This is a genomic window from Amycolatopsis sp. NPDC049868 (assembly GCF_044461365.1).
Taxonomy (GTDB): Bacteria; Actinomycetota; Actinomycetes; order Mycobacteriales; family Pseudonocardiaceae; genus Amycolatopsis.
Genome location: NZ_JBITKV010000001.1, coordinates 1,246,937 through 1,268,774 on the forward strand (window position 1 = coordinate 1,246,937; position 21,838 = coordinate 1,268,774).

At 69.3% G+C, this 21,838-nt stretch carries 22 protein-coding genes; 8 read left to right on the forward strand and 14 right to left on the reverse strand.

Annotation, left to right across the window (positions count from 1 at the left end; all coding sequences use genetic code 11):
- Positions 1 to 3: 3 nt before the first annotated feature.
- The 5 genes from kstD to ACIBTM_RS06050 all read right to left on the reverse strand — a co-directional run bounded on the left by kstD (position 4) and on the right by ACIBTM_RS06050 (position 4,986).
- Positions 4 to 1,752 carry a 3-oxosteroid 1-dehydrogenase gene (gene kstD, locus ACIBTM_RS06030; protein ID WP_395875431.1) on the reverse strand — a complete coding sequence of 583 codons (1,749 nt, stop codon included), beginning with the start codon at positions 1,750 to 1,752 and terminating at the stop codon, positions 4 to 6.
- Between the two features lie 130 nt (positions 1,753 to 1,882).
- Positions 1,883 to 2,920, reverse strand: a complete 1,038-nt coding sequence (locus ACIBTM_RS06035; protein WP_395875432.1) for an LLM class flavin-dependent oxidoreductase — start codon at positions 2,918 to 2,920, stop codon at positions 1,883 to 1,885.
- Complete coding sequence (locus ACIBTM_RS06040) at positions 2,920 to 3,438, reverse strand: SRPBCC family protein (RefSeq protein WP_395875433.1); 519 nt, start codon at positions 3,436 to 3,438, stop codon at positions 2,920 to 2,922. The genes ACIBTM_RS06035 and ACIBTM_RS06040 overlap by 1 nt, the downstream gene beginning before the upstream one ends.
- Positions 3,439 to 3,486: 48 nt before the next feature.
- Positions 3,487 to 4,002, reverse strand: a complete 516-nt coding sequence (locus tag ACIBTM_RS06045) for a winged helix-turn-helix transcriptional regulator (protein ID WP_395875434.1) — start codon at positions 4,000 to 4,002, stop codon at positions 3,487 to 3,489.
- A 60-nt stretch (positions 4,003 to 4,062) separates the two neighbouring features.
- Positions 4,063 to 4,986 (reverse strand): hypothetical protein, encoded by a 924-nt coding sequence (locus ACIBTM_RS06050; RefSeq protein WP_395875803.1) that lies wholly within the window; start codon positions 4,984 to 4,986, stop codon positions 4,063 to 4,065.
- Between the two features lie 538 nt (positions 4,987 to 5,524).
- On the opposite strand from ACIBTM_RS06050, the gene ACIBTM_RS06055 reads away from it, so the two are divergent.
- Positions 5,525 to 5,938, forward strand: a complete 414-nt coding sequence (locus tag ACIBTM_RS06055; protein ID WP_125788323.1) for an SsgA family sporulation/cell division regulator — start codon at positions 5,525 to 5,527, stop codon at positions 5,936 to 5,938.
- Between the two features lie 57 nt (positions 5,939 to 5,995).
- Here ACIBTM_RS06055 and fgd read toward each other — a convergent pair whose 3' ends face one another.
- From fgd to ACIBTM_RS06080, 5 genes are all read right to left on the reverse strand, one after another.
- Positions 5,996 to 7,000 carry a glucose-6-phosphate dehydrogenase (coenzyme-F420) gene (gene fgd / locus ACIBTM_RS06060; RefSeq protein ID WP_016333459.1) on the reverse strand — a complete coding sequence of 335 codons (1,005 nt, stop codon included), beginning with the start codon at positions 6,998 to 7,000 and terminating at the stop codon, positions 5,996 to 5,998.
- Between the two features lie 339 nt (positions 7,001 to 7,339).
- Positions 7,340 to 7,816, reverse strand: coding sequence for a DIP1984 family protein (locus tag ACIBTM_RS06065; protein ID WP_395875435.1), 477 nt, complete (start codon positions 7,814 to 7,816; stop codon positions 7,340 to 7,342).
- 43 nt (positions 7,817 to 7,859) lie between these two features.
- Complete coding sequence (locus ACIBTM_RS06070; protein WP_395875436.1) at positions 7,860 to 8,387, reverse strand: hypothetical protein; 528 nt, start codon at positions 8,385 to 8,387, stop codon at positions 7,860 to 7,862.
- A 17-nt stretch (positions 8,388 to 8,404) separates the two neighbouring features.
- Positions 8,405 to 8,821: a CBS domain-containing protein gene (locus ACIBTM_RS06075; RefSeq protein ID WP_395875437.1), complete on the reverse strand. Its 417-nt coding sequence runs from the start codon at positions 8,819 to 8,821 to the stop codon at positions 8,405 to 8,407.
- Between the two features lie 60 nt (positions 8,822 to 8,881).
- Positions 8,882 to 10,075, reverse strand: a complete 1,194-nt coding sequence (locus ACIBTM_RS06080; RefSeq protein ID WP_395875438.1) for a zinc-dependent alcohol dehydrogenase — start codon at positions 10,073 to 10,075, stop codon at positions 8,882 to 8,884.
- 89 nt (positions 10,076 to 10,164) lie between these two features.
- On the opposite strand from ACIBTM_RS06080, the gene ACIBTM_RS06085 reads away from it, so the two are divergent.
- A complete protein-coding gene (locus ACIBTM_RS06085) occupies positions 10,165 to 10,524 on the forward strand; it encodes a VOC family protein (protein ID WP_395875439.1) in 360 nt (119 codons plus the stop codon).
- A gap of 258 nt (positions 10,525 to 10,782) precedes the next feature.
- On the opposite strand, the gene ACIBTM_RS06090 is transcribed toward ACIBTM_RS06085, so the two are convergent.
- On the reverse strand, positions 10,783 to 10,983 hold the full coding sequence (locus ACIBTM_RS06090; RefSeq protein WP_395875440.1) for a hypothetical protein: 201 nt from the start codon (positions 10,981 to 10,983) through the stop codon (positions 10,783 to 10,785).
- Between the two features lie 133 nt (positions 10,984 to 11,116).
- Here ACIBTM_RS06090 and ACIBTM_RS06095 point away from each other — a divergent pair, with 133 nt between their 5' ends.
- Positions 11,117 to 11,623 carry a GNAT family N-acetyltransferase gene (locus ACIBTM_RS06095; protein WP_073847202.1) on the forward strand — a complete coding sequence of 169 codons (507 nt, stop codon included), beginning with the start codon at positions 11,117 to 11,119 and terminating at the stop codon, positions 11,621 to 11,623.
- Here ACIBTM_RS06095 and ACIBTM_RS06100 read toward each other — a convergent pair.
- Positions 11,548 to 12,483, reverse strand: a complete 936-nt coding sequence (locus ACIBTM_RS06100; protein ID WP_395875441.1) for a DMT family transporter — start codon at positions 12,481 to 12,483, stop codon at positions 11,548 to 11,550. The genes ACIBTM_RS06095 and ACIBTM_RS06100 overlap by 76 nt on opposite strands.
- Before the next feature lie 388 nt (positions 12,484 to 12,871).
- Here ACIBTM_RS06100 and ACIBTM_RS06105 point away from each other — a divergent pair, with 388 nt between their 5' ends.
- On the forward strand, positions 12,872 to 15,154 hold the full coding sequence (locus ACIBTM_RS06105; protein WP_395875442.1) for a tetratricopeptide repeat protein: 2,283 nt from the start codon (positions 12,872 to 12,874) through the stop codon (positions 15,152 to 15,154).
- On the opposite strand, the gene ACIBTM_RS06110 is transcribed toward ACIBTM_RS06105, so the two are convergent.
- A complete protein-coding gene (locus tag ACIBTM_RS06110; RefSeq protein ID WP_395875443.1) occupies positions 15,151 to 16,371 on the reverse strand; it encodes a cytochrome P450 in 1,221 nt (406 codons plus the stop codon). The genes ACIBTM_RS06105 and ACIBTM_RS06110 overlap by 4 nt on opposite strands.
- Before the next feature lie 130 nt (positions 16,372 to 16,501).
- On the opposite strand from ACIBTM_RS06110, the gene ACIBTM_RS06115 reads away from it, so the two are divergent.
- On the forward strand, positions 16,502 to 18,022 hold the full coding sequence (locus ACIBTM_RS06115) for a GGDEF domain-containing protein (RefSeq protein ID WP_395875444.1): 1,521 nt from the start codon (positions 16,502 to 16,504) through the stop codon (positions 18,020 to 18,022).
- Between the two features lie 114 nt (positions 18,023 to 18,136).
- Here ACIBTM_RS06115 and ACIBTM_RS06120 read toward each other — a convergent pair whose 3' ends face one another.
- Positions 18,137 to 19,084: a phosphatase PAP2 family protein gene (locus ACIBTM_RS06120; RefSeq protein WP_395875445.1), complete on the reverse strand. Its 948-nt coding sequence runs from the start codon at positions 19,082 to 19,084 to the stop codon at positions 18,137 to 18,139.
- 110 nt (positions 19,085 to 19,194) lie between these two features.
- Between ACIBTM_RS06120 and ACIBTM_RS06125 the strand changes: the two genes are divergently transcribed.
- From ACIBTM_RS06125 to ACIBTM_RS06135, 3 genes are read left to right on the forward strand one after another with little or no spacing between them, the layout of a single operon-like run.
- Positions 19,195 to 19,884 carry a response regulator gene (locus ACIBTM_RS06125; RefSeq protein WP_395875446.1) on the forward strand — a complete coding sequence of 230 codons (690 nt, stop codon included), beginning with the start codon at positions 19,195 to 19,197 and terminating at the stop codon, positions 19,882 to 19,884.
- Entirely contained in the window at positions 19,881 to 21,293 is a 1,413-nt protein-coding gene (locus ACIBTM_RS06130) for an ATP-binding protein (RefSeq protein WP_395875447.1), read from the forward strand. The genes ACIBTM_RS06125 and ACIBTM_RS06130 overlap by 4 nt, the downstream gene beginning before the upstream one ends.
- Complete coding sequence (locus tag ACIBTM_RS06135; protein ID WP_395875448.1) at positions 21,290 to 21,787, forward strand: hypothetical protein; 498 nt, start codon at positions 21,290 to 21,292, stop codon at positions 21,785 to 21,787. The genes ACIBTM_RS06130 and ACIBTM_RS06135 overlap by 4 nt, the downstream gene beginning before the upstream one ends.
- Positions 21,788 to 21,838: the final 51 nt, after the last annotated feature.

Genomic DNA, 21,838 nt, shown 5'->3' on the forward strand with positions numbered 1-21,838 from the left:
GCGTCAGCTCGAAGCCTGATCGGCGAGGTCGTTCGCCGCGACGTACCCGAAGGTCATCGCCGGGCCGATCGTCGACCCCGCGCCCGCGTAGCTGTTGCCCATCACCGCCGCGCTGGCGTTCCCGGCGGCGTACAGGCCGGGGATGACCGAACCGTCCGCCCGCAGGACCCGCGCCCGCGCGTCGGTGCGCATCCCGCCCTTGGTACCGAGGTCACCCGGGACGATCTTGAACGCGTAGAAGGGCGGTTCCCAGAGCGCGGCCAGGCACGAGTTCGGGAGGACGTACGGGTCGGTGTAGTAATGGTCGTAAACGCTGGCGCCCCGATGGAAGTCACCGTCCACGCCGGACAGTGCCTGCCCGTTGAACCGATTGACGGTGGCGCGCAACGCCTCCGGCGGGACACCGATCGCGGTACCGAGGGACTCCACGGTCCATGCCTTCTTGACCGCGCCTGACGAGTACCACTCGGCGGGAAGGGGCAGCAGCGGAGCGACGTCACGGAAGAGATACCGGTTGCGGTAGTGCTGGTCGACGACCAGCCACGCGGGAATGGTGGGCGACGTCGGGTTCCGGTCGTACATCGTGTGCACGACGTCGCTGTACGGCGCCGCTTCGTTGACGAACCGGCGGCCCGCCGCGTCCACCATCAGCCCGCCGGGCAGGGTCCGCTCAGCGAGGCAGAAGTACGGTTCGCCGGGCAGCGGGATCGCCGGACCCCACCAGGCGTCGTCCATCAGGTCCAGCGCCGCTCCGGCGCGCTTTCCGGCCAGGATCCCGTCTCCGGTGTTCGACCGAGCGCCGACAGTCCACTGTGTACCGATCGGCTGGCGCTGGTACTCGGCCCGCATGGCGGCGTTGTACTCGAAACCGCCGGAGCCGACGATGACACCGCGTCGTGCCTTCACCACCCCCGCCGCGACGGTCACCCCGGTGACCTTCCCGTTCTCGATGACGAGATCGGTCAACGGCGTGTTCAGCCAGACCGGGACACCGGCGCGCTGCAACCCGGCCCGCAGTCCCGCGGCCAGCGACTGGCCCATGGTGAGCGGCTTCTGCCCGGCGAGCGCGGCGGCCGTGCCGCGGGCGAGGCAGGCGGCCGCCACAGCGGCGCCCTTCGGGTTGACCGCGGCCAGCGCGAGCCATTTGTAGTCCGCGCTGAAGACGACCATGCCCGCGGGCGTGGCGAGATAGGGCGGGTTCAGGTTGGCCAGTTCCGCGCCGAGGATGTTCCCGTCCAGCTGGTCGGGTTCGATCGAGCGGCCGTCCGGCATCCCGCCGGGCAGCTCCGGATAATAGTCGCTGTAGCCCTCCATCCAGCGGAACCGCAGCGGGCTGTTGGCCATCACGAAGGACAGCATCGCCGGACCGTTGGCGAGGAACGCTTCCTGCCGCGAGGCGGGGATCGACGGGCCGACCACGGCGGCCAAGTACCGTGCGGCCTGTTCCGGGGTGTCACGGACGCCGGCCTGTGCCAGCACCGAGTTGCACGGAATCCAGATCCCCGCCCCCGACCGGGCGGCCGAACCGCCGAATTTCGCCGCCTTCTCCAGCACCACGCAAGTGAGCCCCCGCTTGGCCGCCGTCAGCGCGGCGGTCATCCCCGCCGCGCCCGCCCCGACCACGACGACGTCGTACTCGCCGACCACCGCGGAGGCGGCCGAAGCCGTCCCCGCGAACGGCAGTCCCGAAGCGAGCGCGAGCCCGGTGCCGCGCAGGACCTGACGCCGGGACAGCGGGGAATCGGGACCCATGAATCCTCCTCGCGTGGGGATCGAGCGAGGTCATGTTCTCCAGCCGGGGGCAAAAGTGAAACAAGTTCTACCCGCTTGGAGCAGGCGGGGACAGCTACGCTCGGCCGGTCACCTCAACCGGCGCGGGCATTCAGCCCAGCGCCCGGACCAGGTCCAGCGCGCGCCCCAGGGTGGCGAGCCGGTCGGCGACCGTCTCACCCGCCGGATACAGCCGGACCGTGTCGACGCCGGCGTCCCGCCAGACACGCAGCCGTCGCGCCACCATCGGTTCGGTGCCGATCAGCGTCGTACCGAGCACCATCTCGTCGGTCACCAGCGCGGCCGCGCCTTCCCGGTCGCCCGCCTGCCAGCGTTCCCGTACCGCCGCGGCGGCCTCGGCCCAGCCTTGCCTGCTGTAGGCGTTGTTGTAGAAGTTCGTCTTCGCCGAGCCCATCCCGCCGAGGCTGAACGCGAGTTCCGCCTTGCGGCTCGCGACCATCCCGCGCAAGTCGTCCTCATCCCGGGCGAAGGCGACCTCGGCGCCTTGGCAGACTTCGAGGTCCGCGCGCGATCGGCCCCCCTTCGCAAGGCCCGCGTCGAGATGCAAGAAGTAGGCCTGCGCCCCCTCCGGCACGAAACTGGTCCCCAGCCAGCCGTCCGCGATCTCGCCGGTCAGCTCCAGCAGCTTCGGCGAAAGCGTGGCCAGATGGATCGGGATGTCCGGATTCGGGGCCGTCGACAGCCGCATCGGCCTGCTCTCGCCCGGCAGCGGGATCTCGAACTCCTTGCCGGAGAACGCGATCTTCTCCCCGGCGAACGCCTGGCGGATGACCGCGACCGTTTCCCGCATCCGCGTCAGCGGCCGGGCGAACGGAACACCGTGGAGCCCCTCGATCACCTGTGGCCCCGAAGCACCGAGCCCGAGGGCGAACCGGCCATCGGACAGGTCCGCGAGCGTCAGCGCGGCCTGCGCGATCGCCACCGGGGTCCGGGTGCCGAGCTGGATGATGCCCGAGCCGAGCCGGATCCGCTCGGTCCGCGCCGCGAGATAGCCGAGGACGGACGGCGCGTCCGATCCCCACGCCTCGGCGACCCAGCACTCGTCGAGACCGAGCTTTTCCGCTTCCAGTACGAAATCCAGCGTCTCCCGCCGGCCGCGGGAAGCCTCGACCGTGGTCGCCGTCCGCATCACGCGCCGTCCGCTTCGGCCCGCTCCTTGATCGCGGCGAGGGTCCCGGCCATCGCTTTCTCGAACTCGCGCAGCCGGACGAAAACGATCTTCTCCTCCTTGTCCGGCATCTGGTCGATGGCCAGCGAGAGACCCGACCGTCCCGGCCCCAGCTGCATCCATTGCCGGAGCTTCGTCCCGCCGTTCTCGGGTTCCAGCGTGAAGCGCCACAGCGCCGTGGGCGTCTCGGCGTCGTGCACGGCCCAGGTGAACACGCGCGGCTCGTCGCATTCGACGACGTGCGACGTGGTCTCCCATTCGCCGAGCGCGTCGTGTTTGCTGCGGCCGACGAACCGCCTGCCGACCGCGGCCGCGCCTCCCGCGCCGTCACACCATTCCGCGGCTTGAAGCTCCTGGCTCATCTCCGGCATCAGCCGCACGTCGGAGACGATCGACCAGACCCGTTCCGGGACGGCGTCGACCCACGCCTCGACCTCGACCGTCGGCTTGTCGGCGTACTTTGCGCCCGTCCACTCCATCGTGGCCCGCCTCCCATGCTCGTGACCTCGATAGTTGCGTAGATGGACTTACCCTGTCAAACCGTCCTGCGCGGCGAAGCGGCGCACCACGTCGGGACGGCCGGCGAGCTTCGGCGGATAACCGGGCCCGAGCCGCGCCCGGGTGTTCTCCCCGGTCAACGGCCCGGCGCACTGCGCGCAGACGACCTCCGCGTGCGTGTCCTGCCCGCAGGTCTCGTGATGAAGGATGACGGGCGGCCCGGCCTCCTCCGAGAGCCATCGGTCGCCCCAGCGCGACATCGCGGCGAGCACACCGTAGAAATCCGTGCCCTTCTCGGTCAGGACGTAGTCGTAACGGACCGGGTCGGCCTGGTAGGCGCGCTTTTCCAGCAGTCCCTCCCCGACCAGACGGCGCAACCGGTCGGCGAGGGTGTTCCGCGCGATGCCGAGCTCCTGCTGGAACTCGTCGAACCTGCGGATCCCGTAGAACGCCTCGCGCAGGACCAGCGGCGTCCACCAGTCGCCGAGCAGGTCCATGGTGCGCGCGATCGAACACGGCCACTGCGCGAACGAAGTCCGTTTCATACCCGCGAGCCTACGCCCGGCGAAATTGATCCGGTCATTCCTCCACCTATTCCCCGACGCTCAGGCGCTGACTCGAAATGTTGCGATCCGGTCAAGAATATCTCGCGCATTAATATCGCCGACTCGCTTCCGTACGCTTTCCGACAGGGGTTTCAAACGATCTAGTGTCCGCGCGGAACGGATCCCGTCCGCGATCTCCATCGCGGCGAGACCGACCTCCGCGGCCCGGTCCATGTCACCCTCCAGCGCGTGGTCGACGGCGAGCCAGATCATCGTCAGCGAGCGGCTGCGCATCATGTCCGGGCCGTAACCGTCGATGGCCCGGGTGAGCACCGGGATGGCTTCCCGGCAATGACGGACGTCGACGAGCCTGGCGAGTTCGGTGCGCACCGTGCCGATCATCGCGGCCAGGTCGTTGGCCGTGAAGAAGGCAGACCACGAAGGGACAGCGTCGCCGACGGAGTCCTCGAATTGTTCCGTGGCAAGGGAAAGTTTGTCCAGCGCCTGGCGGACGTCACCGAGCAGCGCGTAGGCCCACGCCTCGTTCGCCGACAGGATCGCCTGCGACAGCGGCCGTCCCGCACGGCGCGCCGCGAGCTGCCCCTGACAGAACTGCTCGAGCGCCTCCGACGGCGTACGGTGATGCAGATACATCCGGCCGAGCCGGTAACGGATGTTGGCGAGGAGATCGTCGGCGCCCGCCTCGGTCGCGAGCTCGAGCGCACGACGGAACTGCCGTTCGGCCCGCACGGGGCGGCCGCAATCGAATTCCGTCCAGCCCCTGAGATTGTGCAGATCGGCGACCACACCCGCCAGCCGCCTGGCCAGCGGCTCGGACATCATCCCCTGCCGCAGCGCGGCGCCGTATGGCTCCAACACGCGCAGCAGCTCCCGGCAGGACCCGCCGCCTTCCCGGTAGTCACGTGCCCTGAGCGCGCCGATGACACCCTCGAGCCGGTCGACGTCGGCCTGCCCGACCCGCATCGGGAGCCGGTCAATCACGGCGGCGCCCCTGTACACGAGGGACCGCCGGCGCGGTCGCCGAACGCGACGGGACGGGAGCAGGCCTCGGCACCACCCGGCCGCGCGGCCCGTGAACCGTGTTCCGCTGCCCGGCGTCCTGCCTGGGAATGGCGACGGTGATGCGTACGCCCATTACCGCTCCTTTCCCTAATCCTCAACGACCGTGCTCGCCGGGGTCCAGGACGGAGCCACGCCGGTCTCCTGGAATACGTGAACGACGCACAATGATGTTAACCACGGGGAAAAGCGATTCACTCCGCCGAACGGCTGGCTATTCTCATTCACCGGAATATGCACGTGCGGAGTCTCTTTCTTTTGCACGGCTGTTCGCATTTCCCGGCCGCTCACCGCACGTGCCCGCCGGGAACCGTCCGTGAGCGCGTGAGACGCAGCTCTCAGCCGAACGTGTGAACCTTGCCGACTCGGGTCACGAAAAGGCTTCACATTGCGTTATCAATAGCTGAAGATCAACAGCAACCGAACGTAAGGGGCTGAAGCGTTGGACAAGGAAAGCGACCTCATCCGGGGGACTATCGTCTTCGGCCTGCGCACTTTCGGTGCGGACCCGCTCCCCGTCCAAGCCGATCTCGAATACGACCCCGAAGACCCCTACGCCGTCGTGGTGGCCTACCACTCGGGCGGCGGAACGGTCCGCTGGATGTTCGGCCGTGATCTCCTCGCGGACGGACTCCTCACCCCATCGGGTGAGGGCGACGTGATCATCAGCCCGGCCGACGACACCTCGATCGTGATCTTCGCCCTCAGCGCGCCCGACGGCTGCGCGGTCCTCGAAGCCCCGGCGCAGGAGCTGGCCGAATTCCTCGACCGTACCTACGACATCGTGCCCGCCGGATCCGAGCCGGAATGGTTCGACTTCGACCAGGAGATCGGCAAGCTCGTCACCGAGTCCTGACGGCCGATCCCGACCCGGTGGCGGCACCGGCCATGCGGTGCCGCCCTCCGCATCGGGTCAGGCGAGTTCGCGCAGCCCCGGGACGACCTGCTCGGAGAACGAGCGCAGGAACCGCTCCTGGTCGTGGCCGGGACCGTGGAAGACGAGGTGGTTGAAGCCCGCCTCGACGTACGGCTTGATCTGCTCGACGGCGTCGGCCGGGTCCGACGTGACGATCCAGCGGCGGGCGACCTGCTCGATCGGCAGCGCGTCCGCGGCCTTCTCCATTTCGGCCGGGTCCTCGATGCCCGCCTTCTGCTCCGGCGTCAGCGACAGCGGTGCCCAGAACCGGGTGTTCTCCAGCGCCTGCGCCGGATCCGGGTCGTAGGACAGCTTGATCTCGATCATCTTGTCGATGTCGCCGGTGCTGCGACCGGCCTGCTCCGCGCCCTCCGCGACCGCGGGCAGCAGCTTCTCGGTGTAGAGCTCCATCCCCTTGCCGCTGGTGCAGATGAACCCGTCACCCTGCTTGCCGACGTACTTCGCCATCACCGGGCCACCTGCCGCGATGTAGATCGGCACCCCGCCCTCGGGACGGTCGTACACGGTGGCGTCGGTGGTCTGGAAGTACTCGCCCTCGAACGTGACGCGCTCTTCGGACCACAGTTTGCGCATCAGGTCGATCGCCTCGCGCAGCCGCGCGAACCGTTCCTTGAACGCGGGCCACTCGATACGGGCCACCGCGACCTCGTTGAGGGCCTCACCGCTGCCGACGCCGAGCAGCACACGGCCCGGGTACAGGCTGCCGAGCGTGCCGAACGCCTGCGCGACGACGGCCGGGTTGTAGCGGAAGGTCGCGGTCAGCACGCTGGTGCCGAGCACCACCCGTTCGGTGCGCTCGCCGACCGCCGCCATCCACGCGAAGGAGAACGGCGCGTGCCCGCCCTGATGCCGCCAGGGCTGGAAATGGTCGCTGACCATCACGCTGTCCAGCCCCACCTGCTCGGCGAGCACGGAGTACTCGACGAGGTCGCGCGGGCCGAACTGCTCGGCCGACGCCTTGTAACCGATCTTCAGTGCCATCCGGGGTCACCACCTGGACTCTTGGGTTGTTCCGCTCTTCACCTTGGCACAGAGTCGATCAGGCGCGCCCATGCCTCGGCGGGGTGAAGGTGTCGCGAACACCACTGTGCCGATGGGAATGCGCCCGGAGGCGTGGAAAGACCCCGTACCCGCCCTCGCCCTCCGGGACCGGCACGTGGTGATGAACTGTGCCGTTTGCGCCGTCACCTGTGCGCCGTGCTGGGCGGAGTTGTGATCGGGGAGTCGAACCCCACGCTGCCCGCCACGTACCAGGCGAGCCGGAATACCGCCGGCCCTCGGCTTGTGCCCGCTTCCCGGAGGGCTACCTGCTTTCCACGTTCAGTCCAGGAGGTCGGTCTCCCAGTTGGTGCGCTGGATCTCGACGTCGACCGCCCGGATCTCCCCCGCGACCCGGTCCGCGCGGGACCGCAGTTCCGCGACCGGCAGCGCGGAGAGGTAGCGGAGTTCCGAGCGGAGCTGGCGGCCGTACCCGCCCTGGTTACGCCCGGCCGCGGCGTCGGCGGCCGCGGTCAGGACACCGTGCCTGAGCCGGAGGACGTCGCGGCGCGCGATCGCGTCGGTGATCGTGCCTTCCCCGAGCGGGGTCGCGGCGTTGGTCCGGTTGATCCGCTGGATCAGCGATTCCAGTTCGTCCAGCGCGGTTTCGGCCTCGACGAGCAAGGCGGACGCGTCTTCCGACGGCTCCTCGCCCTCCTGGTGCCGAGCGTTGTCGACGATCCGGGAGCGAAGCGCCTCCACCTTCTTGGTCGCGTCGGCGCGCGAGACGAGCGCTTCGGCCAGCTTGATCCGGGACATGCCGGGAAGTATCGCCAAGATCGGCGACCGTCGCATCCCGTTTTCAGCCCGCCAGTGAATGTCTCCGGTAGGACGAGTCGGGCTCGGTGTATTCGATGCCGTTCTCGTCGAGTGCGTTGAACACGGTGAACCGGCCGTGCGGGAAGACCAGGCCGAGCGCGACCATGCCGTTCGCCATGTCCCGCGTCGCGCAGTCGAGCAGCTCGACGTCTTGGAGCACCTGACCCTCCAAAGCGGACAGTTCCGGAAAGACGTCCTGTCGCCACCGGAGCGGGCTGGGTTCGGCCGGATCACCCCAGTCCCATGAGGACTTCCCGTACGGGTCGATCGTGTTCCAGGTCAGGGAAAGCTCGTCGAACTTCCAGTGCGTGATCTCCAGCCGTTCATCGCCGAAGTCGGCCACGACGGGCGCACCCGAGAGCCACTCGGCGTACTCGACGAACCAGGTGAGGTGAACATGCCGCAGTCGTTTGCCCACCAAAGCACGCAAGCGATCCCCGTGCGCCCTCCGGATCGTCTGGAGTCCGGAGAGCCACACGGGTTCGTAACCCTCGATGTCGAAGAACGCCACCGAGCGAGTATGCCGTGTCAGTCGTAGGACAGGGCTTCCACCAGTTCACCGCTGTCCGGGTTGGGCAGGGCCCTGGCCACATCGGCCTGCGCCACGATGCCGACGAGCTGGTGCCCGTCGATCACCGGCAGGCGCCGGACCTTGTGGTTCGCCATGGTGCGCATGATCTCCTCGGCGTCGTCGTCCGCGCCGATCGTCACCGCCTCGCCCTGGGCCAGTTCCGAAGCGTGCAGTGCCCTCGGGTCCTTGCCTTCGGCCAGCACCTTCACCACGATGTCGCGGTCGGTCAGCATGCCCTTGAGCTTGCCGTCCTCGCCGCAGATCGGTACCGCGCCCACCGACTCGGCGGCCATCTTCTTGGCGGCGTCGAGCACGGTTTCGGAGGCGGACACACAGGTCGCGTTCGCGGTCATGATGTCTCGTGCCGTGGTCATCCCATCGCTCCTTCCTTCAGGGTCCTCCCACCGGATACCCGGCATCCGCGGGCCGACACCTCAAGCCGCCGACGGCTCCAGAAGGATCTTGACCGCGCCGTCCTGCTTCTTCTGGAAGATCTCGTAGGCGTGGGGCGCGTCCTTCAGCGGCATCTTGTGCGTCGCGAAGCCCTCGACGCCGAGCGGATCGGCGGAATCGGTGATCAGCGGCATGATGTCGTCGATCCAGCGCCGGACGTTGGCCTGCCCCATCCGCAGGGTGATCTGCTTGTCGAACAGGTCCATCATCGGCAGCGGGTCGACCATGCCGCCGTAGACGCCGCTCAGGGAGATCGTGCCGCCGCGCCGGACGCAGTCGATGGCCGCGTACAGCACGCTGAGCCGGTCGATCGCGGCCTTCTCGGTGATCTTCGCGCCGATCGGGTCTGGCAGCAGGGCGACCAGGTTCTGCGCCATTCGCCCGATCGGGGCGCCGTGTGCCTCCATCCCGACGGCGTCGATCACCGAGTCCGCTCCCCTGCCGCCGGTGGTCTCGCGGATGAGGTCGCCGAGGTGCCGGTGTTCACGCGTGTCGTAGGTGACGACGCCGGCCGCGGCGGCCTTCGCGAGCCGTTCCGGCACCAGGTCGATGCCGATCACCTTCCCCGCGCCCCGGTGTTTCGCGATCCGGCAGCAGAACTGACCGATCGGGCCCAGCCCGAAGACCACGACCGTGCCGCCTTCGGGGATGTCCGCGTAGTCGACGGCCTGCCAAGCCGTGGGCACGACGTCGGAGAGGTACACGAAACGCTCGTCCGGCGGGCCGTCCGGCACCTTGATCGGGCCGTAGTGGGCTTGCGGGACCCGCAGATATTCGGCCTGGCCGCCGGGGACCTGCCCGTAGAGCTTGGTGTAGCCGAGCAGCGCCGCGCCCTTGCCGCGGTCGGTGACCTGCGTGGTCTCGCATTGCGACTGCAGGCCGCGGTCGCACATGAAGCAGTGGCCGCAGGAGATGTTGAAGGGGACGACGACGCGATCGCCGGGTTTCAGGTTCGTCACCCCGGAACCGACCTCTTCGACGACGCCCATCGGCTCGTGCCCGAGGATGTCGCCCTCGTCGATGAAGGCGCCGAGGACCTCGTACAGGTGCAAGTCGGACCCGCAGATACCGGTCGAGGTGATCCGCACGACGGCGTCGGTCGGTTCGACCAGCTTCGGATCCGGGACGGTGTCGACCCGGACATCGCGTTTGCCGTGCCAGGTGACGGCCTTCATGGTGCTCCCTTCGGCGAATGGCTCTGCTCCCCGCCGGATGCCCGTCCGCACATCCGGCAAACCTCGCCGTTCCGTGCCACCGTGGATCCATGCGAACCCGGATGCTCGCCGTCGCCGTCGACTGCCGTGAGGCCGAAGCACTGGCCGCGTTCTGGAAGGAAGCACTCGGCTACCCCGAGACCGAGCGGTGGACCGACGGCCATGGCGTGACCTATGTCGAGTTGAAGAGCCCCGACGTGCCGAGCCTGCTCTTCCAGCCGGTTCCCGAGGGAAAGCAGGGCAAGAACCGGCTGCACCTCGACCTCGCGCCCACCGAACTCGAACAGCGCGAAGAGGTCGCCCGGCTCGTGTCACTCGGCGCCAGGATCGTCGAAGACCCCGAGTCGGACGACTGGATCGTCATGGCCGACCCGGAAGAGAACGAATTCTGTGTGCTGCCGAGGCGCTGAAGGACCCCTTCCCAAGTACATGAAGGCCCCCATCCTTGCGCCTAAGTACAGGAAGGGGGCCTTCATGTACTGGGCAAGGCGTGAAGGTCGAGCCGCTGTGACCACTGGAACTCCCGGCTCGCCACGCTCACCCCACAAGCACCAGCAGTCACAGCGGCTGCTTCACACCTTCCCAAGTACATGAAGGCCCCCTTCCTTGCGCCTGGCGCAAGGAAGGGGGCCTTCATGTACAACCCGGCGCAAGAGACCGATGCGGCCTCAGGCGGCCTCATCATCGGTCCGGACCGGCCTTTCGGAATGCAGCCCCAGCATCTCCAGCAGCATCCGGCAGTCCGTCGCGTCGCGGGCGTTCGCGACCACCGCTTCGGTCGCCTTGCGCAGCACCGCCGCCCGCACGGCCGTCGCACCACCTTCGGCCAGTTCCTCCACCGGACGCAATTCCTCGATCGGGTTCCCCATGACCCACCTCCGTCGTCCCTTTCGTTGATACCGGATTCCGGCCGGGAAAGCCCCCGTGTTCTTGCGGTCCGGCGGCGCCTCCGCCGGTTTCTCCCTAGACTGGCGCCATTCGGACGAGCGGACGGAGCGGGAACTGACCACCGAGTTGCGCGGGGAGATCGTGACACTGACCCCGGTCACCGAGGCCCACGTCCCGGACCTGCGGCGTATCCGCGGCACGGCCGAGGTCGGGGCGCGCTGGGGTTCGGTCGACGACTCCCCCACCTGGCCGTTCGACGACCCCACGACCGCCTGTTTCACGGTACTGGAAGGGAGCGTCGTCCGAGGCTTCGTCCAGTACGGCGAAGAGGAGGACCCGATGTACCGGCACGCGTCGGTCGACCTCTTCCTCGACCCGGCGGCGCACGGCCGGGGGCTGGGCACGGACACCGTCCGCACGATGGCACGGCACCTCCTGCACGATCGCGGGCACCATCGGCTGGTGATCGATCCCGCCGTGGACAACGACGCCGCCATCCGCTGCTACAAGGCCGTCGGCTTCCGCGAGGTCGGCGTGATGCGCGGCTACGAACGCGACACCGACGGCGACGGCTGGCACGACGGATTGCTGATGGACTTGCTCGCCGAAGACCTCACGTAGCGCGTCAGCGCGACTCCGAGCAGCACCACGGCCATCCCGGCGAGCACCCGCGGGCCGAGGTCCTCGCCGAGCACGATCGCGCCCAGCGCGACCGAGACGACCGGCAGCAGGTAACCGACGGTCGCCGCGGAGGTCGCGCCTTCGTCGGCGATGAGCCGGTAGTTGAGGTAGAAGGTGACGCCGGTGCCGAAGATCCCGAGTACCACGACGGCGAGCACCGCGGTCACGTTCAGCGCCCCGGCCGGTGCGGCGTCGAAGGGCAGCGCGAGCGCGCTCAGCCCGGTGGCGGTCAGCAACTGTGCGGCGGAGATCGCGATCGGACCGCCTTCGCCGACGAGTTTCCTTCCCATGTAAGCGAAAGCGATCGCGTAGCTGATCCCGGCGCCGAGCAGGGCCAGCGTCCCCCAGCCCAGCACGCCGCTCTTCTGCCAGGGCGCGAAGATCAGCAGGATGCCGGCGAAACCGAGGACCAGCCCGCCCACCCGGATCACCGTGAGCCGCCGTTCGGTGCCGATCCCGATGCCGATCAGCAACGACCACAGCGGTGTCGTCGCGTTCATCACCCCCGCCACGCCGGAATCGACGGTCAGTTCACCGATGCTGAACAACGCGAACGGCAAAGCGTTGCAGAAGAAAGCGGCGACGAGGAGCCTGCCCCAGATCCGGCGGCCGCGCGGGAGGCGCTGGCCGGCCCAGCGGCTCAGCACGAGAAGGACGGCCGCGCCGAGGGCGCAGCGGATGACGGTCACCTGAACGGGCGGCAGCCCGGTCAGGGCGAGCTTGATCCACAGGAACCCGGATCCCCACAACAGAGCGAGAACGCCCATCCGGGCCAGGGTTCTTGGCGCGCCGATGCTCACTTCGTTCCTTTCGCCGGGCCGCTCGATACCTCTCCAAGCTGCCTTGGGCGACTCGTCAGGACAAGTGAAAAGATCTACACCGACGTTAAGCGGTCCTACATGTTCCGAAAGGACCCGGCCGTGGCCGCCGCTGGGGACGGCCACGGCCGGTTTCCGAGGAGATCAGCACTCGCCCGGTGTTCGCAAGGCGGAACAGGGCCTGCTCACATTTCGCGGTCGCGCATGATCCACCTCCCTTTCGACTGGCGCACCGGTGGGGAACGGGCGCGTTCTCGCACAGTTTGGGGGCAGGCTTCACACCTCCGCACACCCAGTGGCCGTGTTGTGACCCAGGTAATGGGAAGGTTGTGGCACGATCTGCCGCGAAGCGGGGAGAAAGGTGCTTCTGGTGACCGAGAATTCCGGTTCGGCCAGATCCGGGGAGACCGGGAAAGCACGCGCTGAACCGAGGCCGGTTTCGACGGCCGCGGCGACGTTCGGCCGCGCCTTGCGGCAACGGCGGCAGGCCTGCGGGCTGGCGTTGCGCGAGCTTCAGAAACTCGCCTATGTCGACAAAAGTCTCATCAGCCGCGTCGAACGCGGGCTCACCCCGCCGAGCGCGGAATTCGCCGAAGCCTGCGATCGCGCGCTGGGTGCGGGCGGGGCACTGATCGTGCTCGCCGAGGCCGCCCGCGCGGAACCGTATGTGCATCTTCCCCCGCCGCCTGATCATTTCGTCGGCCGCGAAGAACATTTGGCTCTGCTGGACGAAAAAGTGTTCACCGAAACGGCGAAAGTGGTCTTCGTCGCCGGACCGCCCGGGGTCGGGAAGACCGCGCTCGTGCTGAATTGGGCGAACCGGCGCCAAGAAGAGTTCGATTGCGTGCTCTGGTCGGATCTGCGCGGCTACGCGGCGGGCTCGCCCGCGCAACCCGCCGACATCCTCGACGACCTCCTGTGCTGCGTCGGTGTCCGCCCCGACCGTGTCCCCGCCGAGGAGCACATGCGGCTCGCGCTCCTGCGCGGCCTGTTACGCGGCCAGCGCACCCTCGTCGTACTGGACAACGCCCTCGACTCGCCTCAGGTGCGGCCGGTGCTGCCCGGCACCCCGGACACCACCGTGCTGATCACCAGCAGGCGACGGCTTTCCGGGCTGGTCGTCGGCAGCGGCGCGGTCCAGGTTTCCTTGGAACCACTGCAAGAGCTCGAAGCGACGCGGCTCATGGCCGACCTCATCGGCGACGAACGCGCGGCGCGCGATCCCGAAGGTGTCGGCAGGCTCGTCCGGCTGTGCGCGGCACTGCCGCTCGCGGTGAACATCGCCGCCGAACGGGTCGCCGCCCATCCTCATCAGAGCGTCGGCGACCTCGCCCGTGAGCTCGTCGCCGAGGGGCGGCGGCTGGAACTGCTCGCGGTCGACGACGACACCGTCGGGGTCAAGGCCGCCTTCAGCTGGTCGTATCGCGCGCTGGAGGCCGACACCGCCCGGATGTTCCGGCTGCTCGGCCTCCATCCCGGCCCGCGGTTCACCGCGGGCGCGGCGGCCGCGCTCGCCGGGCTGCCCGGGCACGACGCGCGACGGCTGCTCGACAAACTCGTGCACGCGCACCTCGTCCAGCAGGTCGGCGCGGAGTACTACCGGTTCCACGACCTGCTCCGCGTCTACGCCGCCGAAGAGGCCGGTGCCGAGCGATGGCGGGACGAGCGGCAGGCGGCGGTCTCCCGGCTGGCCCATTGGTATCTGTACGCGGCGAACGCCGCGAGCTGGACGCTGACCCCGGCCCGCGACCACCACATCGATCTGGGTCCCGCGCCCGAAGGTGTCGAGCCGCTCCGGTTCGCCACGTTCGACGAGGCCTACATCTGGTGCGCGTCGGAGATGCCGAGTATCACCGGCGTCGCCCGGCTGGCGCTGGACCACGGGCTGTACGAGATCGGCTGGCGGCTGCCGGTGGAGCTGTTCGACTACCACCTGCTCGGCAGGCCGTGGCAGACGTGGATCTCCAGTCACGAGGTGGCGATCGAGTCCGCGAAGGCGGGCGGTGACCTCGGCGGGCTGGCGTGGTCGGCGATCAACCTCGCCGAGGCGCACCGGCGGCGTGGCGACCTCGGCCGCGCGAGCGAACTGTTCGGCCAGGCCGTCGAGATCTCCGAGGAGATCGGCGAGAACCCGAGCCTCGGCTGGGCGCTGGTCGGGCTCGGCAACATCGCGCACGAACGCGAGGACTACGCCGAAGCCGTACGGCTCGCCGGGCAGAGCGTGGAGGTGAACGCACGGATCGGCTACCAGCTCGGCGAAGCGACCGCGCGGGTCCATCTCGGCCGCGCCTACCGTGACCTCGGAGAACGGGACCTGGCCCTCGATCACGGTCTGCGCGCCTTCGACGCCTACGCGAAGGACTCCGACCAGCACGGAATGGGCTTCGCGCTGGTGCCGCTCGCCAGGACCTGCCGCCGGTTCGGCGACCTGGAACAGGCGCTCGGGTACTGCGAGCAGGCGCTGACCGCCTACCGGAACTGCGGCGACGTCTGGGGGCAGGCCGACGCGCTCGACGAACGCGGCTGCGCGCTGGCCGCTCAGGGGCACACCGACGAGGCCATGGCCGTCTGGCGCGACGCGCTCCAGCTCGTCATGGATCTCGACGACCGGAAGGCGAACGTGCTGCGGGGCCGTCTCGAAGGTGCGGCCTAGAGCTTCACCGGCAGGTTGTGCAGGCCGCGGGTGATGGCGCTCGGCCACCACACGAGCCGGTCCTCCGGCACGGTCAGCGTCATCGACGGCGCGCGGTCGAACAACGTCTCCAGGGCCGCGGACGCCTGCATCCGCGCGAGCGCGGCGCCGATGCAGATATGCGGGCCGACGCCGAAGGCCACATGCCGCACCGGCCGCTCGCCAGGGCGGAAGGCGAGCGGTTCGGGGTGCACCTCCGGATCGCGATTGGCCGCCAGCAACGACAACAGGATCGGATCGCCCGCCGCCATCCGCTGCCCGGCGAGTTCCATCGGTTCGGTGACGAAACGCCAGCTGGTGTTCTGCAACGGGGTGTCGCGGCGCAGGACCTCTTCGATGACGAGCGTCAGGTGGGAGCCGTCGGCGCGGGCGCGGGCCGCCTCCTCCGGATGCGTGACGAGGGTCAGCGCGGTGGACGCGATGAGGCTGATCGTCGTCTCGTGCCCGGCGATCAGGGACAGGAACGCCGTCGCGGCGACCTCGTCGCCGGTCAGCTTCCCGGCGGCCTCCTGAGTGAGCAGATCGCTGATCAGATCCGCCCCCGGTTCGGCGCGTTTGCGGGCGACGACGTCGGCGAGCAGCGCGTCGAGGTCGTCGGTCGCCTTGAGCATCGACGCCATGTCCGTGACGTCGCCGGCGGCGACCACCAGCGCGGGCGGGCGGACCTCGTCGAGCAGGTTGTCCGGGATGCCGATCAGCTCGCAGATCGACCGGATTCCCAGCGGGTACGCGAAATCCTCGACGAGGTCGCCTTCGCCCCGGTCCAGGATCGGGTCGAGCAGCTCGTTCGCGAGCTGATGCGTGCGGTCGCGCATATGCTGCAGCCGCCGCGGACCGAACGCGCCGGCGCAGGCCTTGCGCAGCCGCGCGTGTTCCTCGCCTTCGACGTTGTTCATATGCCCGATGAGCGACGGCCGATGGTCGGCGGGCAGTCCGAGATTGGCCTTGCGCCAGTGCTCCGCGGCGACGGACGGGCATTTGGACAACCGGGGGTCGGCCATCGCGGAAACGACGTCCGCGTGCCTGGTCAGCAACCAGGTCCACGTGTCGCCGGGGAGCGGGAGCCGGAACGCCGGCGCGTTGCTCCGAAGCCATTCGTAGGCGGGCGAGGGATCCCTGTCGAAGTCCGGGCCGAACATCACGGGAACCGCGGCGGCGTCGTATGCAGCGTCAGGCATACGAGCCACCATGCCAGCCGGAGGCGGAATCGCGTCCGGCGAACGCGGGTATCAGCCTGTCTCACGCGATCGTCAACGCGGTCCCCCTGTCACCCTCTTGTGGTTACCCAGCAAGATCGAAGCGGGTGCGGTGCGTAACGGGTTGGAGGTGACCCTCGTCAGCGAGTTCGGCAAGCACGACCGTGACACGGTCTCGGCGCGGCCGCGCGGTTCGCTCCGGGGATTCGCCGACACCGTCGGCCTCGCCTCCGCCCGCGTCTGGCGGCTGCGTGGCCGCGCCTGGAACACCCTGCGGCATCCGGCCGGGTGGGAGCTGTGGCGCCTGCCGCCCGCGGCGGTCTTCTGGATGCTCGGCACCGAGATCGCGGTCGCGGTCTGGGCGCTCTACAGCGGTTTCAGGGCCTACGCCACGGCCACGGACCTCGTCCGCTTCGGCGTGATCGCGGGCTGCACGATCTGGTATCTCGTCCAGACACAGCATCCCGAGGAGCAACGCCGGGCCGACGACCGGCGCGGCGAGCACATCGACCAGACCGCCGTCTGGCTGGGCGGCGCGGCCGTCCTGCTGCCGCCCACGTTGTCGCTCGCGCTGCTGCTGATGGTGCGCGTGCAGCGCTACTCCATCGCGCACAAGGCGATGACGACCTTCCTCTTCACCACCGCCGCGCACGCCGCCTCCATTCTCGGCGTGCACACGATCACCGAGCTGACGTCACTGCACACCTGGCTCGAATCGGGCACGCTCCCCCAGCGTCCGGGCGACATCGTGGTCGCCGCCTTCGCGCTGGTGGGCGCCGCGCTCTGGTACTTCGCGTCGCAAACGCTGCTGATCAGCATCGCGCGCGGCCTGGCGTGGGGCGGCTGGCGGCGGCAGAAGCTGATCGGCAGCTGGGCCGACAACGCGGATTTCGTCTACGCGCTGCAACTCGCCGCGTGCACGACGATCCTCGGTGCGGTCAACATCGCGCTGGTGCCGCTGGTGATGATCGGGATCGCGCTGCGCTCGACCCGGCTCTCGCAGGCGCTGGCGGACACGATCGCGCGCAGCCAGCGTGACCGGAAGACCGGGCTGCTGACCGAAGACTCCTTCCACGCCCCGGCCGCCCTCCGGCTGCTCGAAGACCAGACCGGGCGGCGGCCGACGGCGTTCCTGATGCTGGACCTCGACCATTTCAAGCAGTGGAACGACAAGTACGGGCATTCCGGCGGCGACATCGTGCTCGGCTGTGTCAGCGCCGTGCTGCGGCAGAACACCCGCTCCACCGACGTCGTCGGGCGGTGGGGCGGCGAGGAGTTCTCGGTACTGCTGCCGGACACCACCCGCGAGGAGGCGATGCGGATCGCCGAGCGGATCCGGGTGGCCGTCGCGAAGACCGCGATCACCGGCCTGACCGAACTCGCCAGCGGGCACGCGACCAACGAACCCCGCGCGGTGGGACCGATCCACGGATGCACCGTGTCGATCGGCGTCGGGCTGTCGCCGGAGCACTCGACGGACTACGGCGAACTCTTCCGCGCCGCGGACGCGGCCATGTACCAAGCGAAACGGAGCGGGCGGAACCGGGTGGTCGTGGCGCCCTCCGCGATCCCCCCGTCGCCGCGGACCCCGACGTCACCCCTGAGCCGGGCCGGTGACTCGCGCCGCGACTGACGTAAGACGCGTGTCTCCAGCCGTAACTCGCGTGATTGGAGGCGTAACTCGCGAGTTACGCCTCCAATCACGCGAGTTACGTCCCCGATCACGCGAGTTACGGCCCAAGGCGCGTCAGGGGCGGGTCACGAGGCGGGTCTCGAGCAGATCGTCGACCACCCGGGTCTCCACACCGGTCCGCCGTTCGAACGCGGACCCGCGCAGCGGCCACAGCGCCACCAGCACGACCCCCACAGCGGACAGGGCCGCCAGCACCAGCGCGGCGACGAACTGGGCGGCGCCGTCGGTAGCCGTGCTCAGTACCGCGAATCCGATCAAGACGATCCCGGTCGGCAGCACCGTGGCCAACGCGACCAGGTAGGCGGGCGTGCGGCGCAGGTCGCGGCGGCGGGTGGTCAGCCAGGCGGCGAGCAGGCAGGCGAACGACGCCCCGAGCAGGCAGGCACCCGCCGTGTCGCTGAGCCGGTGCCAGCCCAGCGCGATGGTCGACGACGCGACCCAGGCGACGGCGACGCCGCCGATCCCGATGATCACCGGACGGAACCGTTGGGGCAGAACGAATGCGAGGGCCATCAGGATGGCCATGGCGGCACTGACGTGACCGCTGGGGAAGCTGTTGTGTCCCGGGCCTCGACCGCCGTCGGGCAGTTCGGGACGGACGAGGACGTAGAGCTTGAGCAGCTGCGCGGCGACGAGCGGGAGCACGAGGACACTCAGCGCGGGGATCAGGAGGCCGGGTTTGCGCCGGAGCAGCGCGAGGACGACGAGCCCGATCCCGGCGGCGCCGATCACGAGCACCATGTCCTGGTCGCGCAGCGGGCCCGCCCAGTCCATTGTGGACCAGCGACCGGACTGCGCGCTCCGTACCACGCCGTTCTCCGCGAGCTGCCCGGCCGACGTGTGCACGAACAGCACGTAGGTCACGACGAACGCGGCGGCCAGTCCCAGTCCGGTGGCGAGCTGGAACGCGGCCCTGGACAGGGTCCGCCTGGTCTCGGCGTGCCGTCCCGGCAGCGGACGGCGGGCGGGGGTCGGCTTCGCTTCGTGGGTGAGTAGGGCCATGCGTCTCACTGTCCCCACGCCGTTTAGCCGTGAGGTCCGGACAATGTCATGGTTCTGCTACAAGATCGAGCCGAGTCGCACACGCGCGGAGACATCCGAATAATGGCGGCGTGGCAAGTGTCCTTGTGATCGAAGACGACGCGTCCGTCCGGGAGGGGCTGGAACTCGCGCTGCGCCGGCAGGCGCACACCGTGTACACCGCCGAGAGCGGTGAGCTCGGGCTGGAGAAACTGCGGGTGTTCCAGCCCGACATCGTCGTACTCGACCTGATGCTCCCCGGCATCGACGGCTTCGAGACCTGCCGCCGCATCCGCTCGGCGGGCGAGGTGCCGATCATCATGCTCACCGCCCGCAGCGACGACTTCGACATCGTGGCCGGGCTGGAGGCGGGTGCCGACGACTACGTCACCAAGCCGATCGAGCCCCGCGTGCTCGACGCCCGGATCCGGGCGGTGCTGCGCCGCGCGGTGAGCGAGAAGCCCGCGAGCGACGACGACGCCGGGGAACGGCACGGCGGCCTGGTCATCGACCGGGCCGGGCTGGTGGTCACGAAGAACGGCGAGCCGGTCTCGCTGACCCCCACCGAGCTGAAGCTGCTGCTGGAGCTGTCGCGGACGCCAGGCCAGGTCTACAGCCGCCAGCAGATCCTCTCCGCCGTCTGGGATCACGACTACCTCGGCGACTCCAGGCTGGTCGACGCCTGTGTCCAGCGGCTGCGCGCGAAGATCGAAGACGTGCCCGCGAAACCCGACCACATCCAGACCGTCCGCGGCTTCGGGTACCGGTTCGGCCGTTCATGAGGCTGCTCTCCGGGCTGCGGCCCCGGCTGATCCTGGCGTTCGCGGTGATGACGATCATCGGGGCGGCGGCTGCGGCGGGCGCCAGTTACGTCTCGGCCCGCAACGCGATCCTCGAAGCGGTCCAGGACGCGGCCATGAACCAGTTGAAGGACCGCGTCAGCGCCTACGGCCGCCCCCTGTCCACGCCGCCGACCCAGGACCAGCTCAACGACTTCGCCGGCAGCCTGCGGTTGAACGCCGTCGCGGTCTACCGCAACCTGCGGTCGGTCAACGGCCCGGACCTGACCACCTTCTCCCCCGAGTTGCGGCAGACCGTCGCGAACGACAGCCGCATCCAGTTCCAGCGCGTGGACCGCGAAACCATCCCGGAACTGCTGGTCGGGCTGCCGGTGCTGGCCAGGCAACCCGACGGGTCGATGAAGAACAGCGGCGTCGAGGTGTACTCCCTCACCTCGCTCGTCCAGCAGCAACAGGCCATCGGCGAACTCGCGAAATCCGCCTGGCAGATGGCCGCGCTGGCTCTCCCACTGGCCGCGGCGCTCGCCCTGCTCGCGGCGAGACAGGTGCTCAGGCCGGTCCGGGCGCTCAACACCGCCGCCGCCCAGCTCGGCGAAGGCAGGCTCGACGTCCGGCTGCCCGCCAAGGGCTCCGACGAGCTGGCCGAACTGGTCACGACCTTCAACAACACCGCCGCCGAACTGGAACGCACGGTCGGTGAGCTGAGAGCGATGGAGGCCGACGCCCGCCGGTTCGTGGCCGACGTCTCGCACGAACTCCGCACCCCGCTCGCGGCGATGAACGCGGTCACCGACGTCCTCGACGAAGACGCGGAGGCGCTGCCGCCGGACACCGCCGTCGCGGCGCGGCTGGTCTCCGGCGAGACCCGGAGGCTGACGCGGCTGGTGCAGGACCTGGTCGAGATCTCCCGCTTCGACGCGGGCCGCGCCGAACTCGTGCTCGACGAATGGGATCTCGCGACGGCGGTCCGGGACAGTCTCGACGCCCGCGGCTGGCGCGACGGCGAAGACCTGGTCACCGACCTGCCGGAAGGCGTTCTCGCCCGGGTGGACCGGCGGCGGCTCGACCTGATCGTGGCCAACCTGGTCGGCAACGCGTTCCGGCACGGCGCGGCCCCGATCGAGGTCCGGCTGCGCGCCGACGGCGACGGCGTCACCTTGGCGGTCGAGGACCACGGACCCGGGATCGATCCCGAGGTCCTGCCGCATGTGTTCGACCGGTTCACCAAGGCCGACACCGCCCGCGCCCGCTCCGAAGGCAGCGGGCTCGGGCTGGCGATCGCGCTGGAGAACGCCCGTCTGCACGGCGGCGACATCACCGCGGCCGACACCGGGCACGGCGCCCGGTTCGTGCTGCGCCTGCCGCACCGGACCGAAGGAGGGACGCGTTGAGGAAGACCCGCGTACTGCTCGCCCTCGCGACCGCGGCCCTGGCGGCAGCCTGCGGTGTCCAGCCGACCGGTGTCGTCCCGGCCGGGCCCGGACCGTCCATCCGCAACACCGAGGGGAAGCAGGTTTTCGGCGGTCTGACGCTCTACTTCGTCTCCGATGGCCGGGTCATCCCGGTGACCCGGCCCAGCGAAGGCTTCATCTCCCCCGAAGGCGCGGTCACGATGCTGCTGAAGGGACCGACGGAGCGGGAAGCCGCGCAGGGCCTCACCACGTTCGTCCCGCCGGAGGTGGGCCGGGTCGAGGTGTACTCGGGCGACCCGGCGTCCATGGTGGTGCCGTTCCCGGTGCGAAAATTGTCCAATCAGGCCATCAACCAGCTGGTCTGCACGGCGATCGCCGCCTCGGCGGCGACCGACCGGGCTCCGCGTCCCCATGGGGTCAACGTGACCTCACCGGATGGGCCGATGTACTTCCAATCCTGCAAAGCGGACTGAATTCGTCACCCACAGTGCTCACATAAAAGCACTTCTCGTATCTGTACGGGC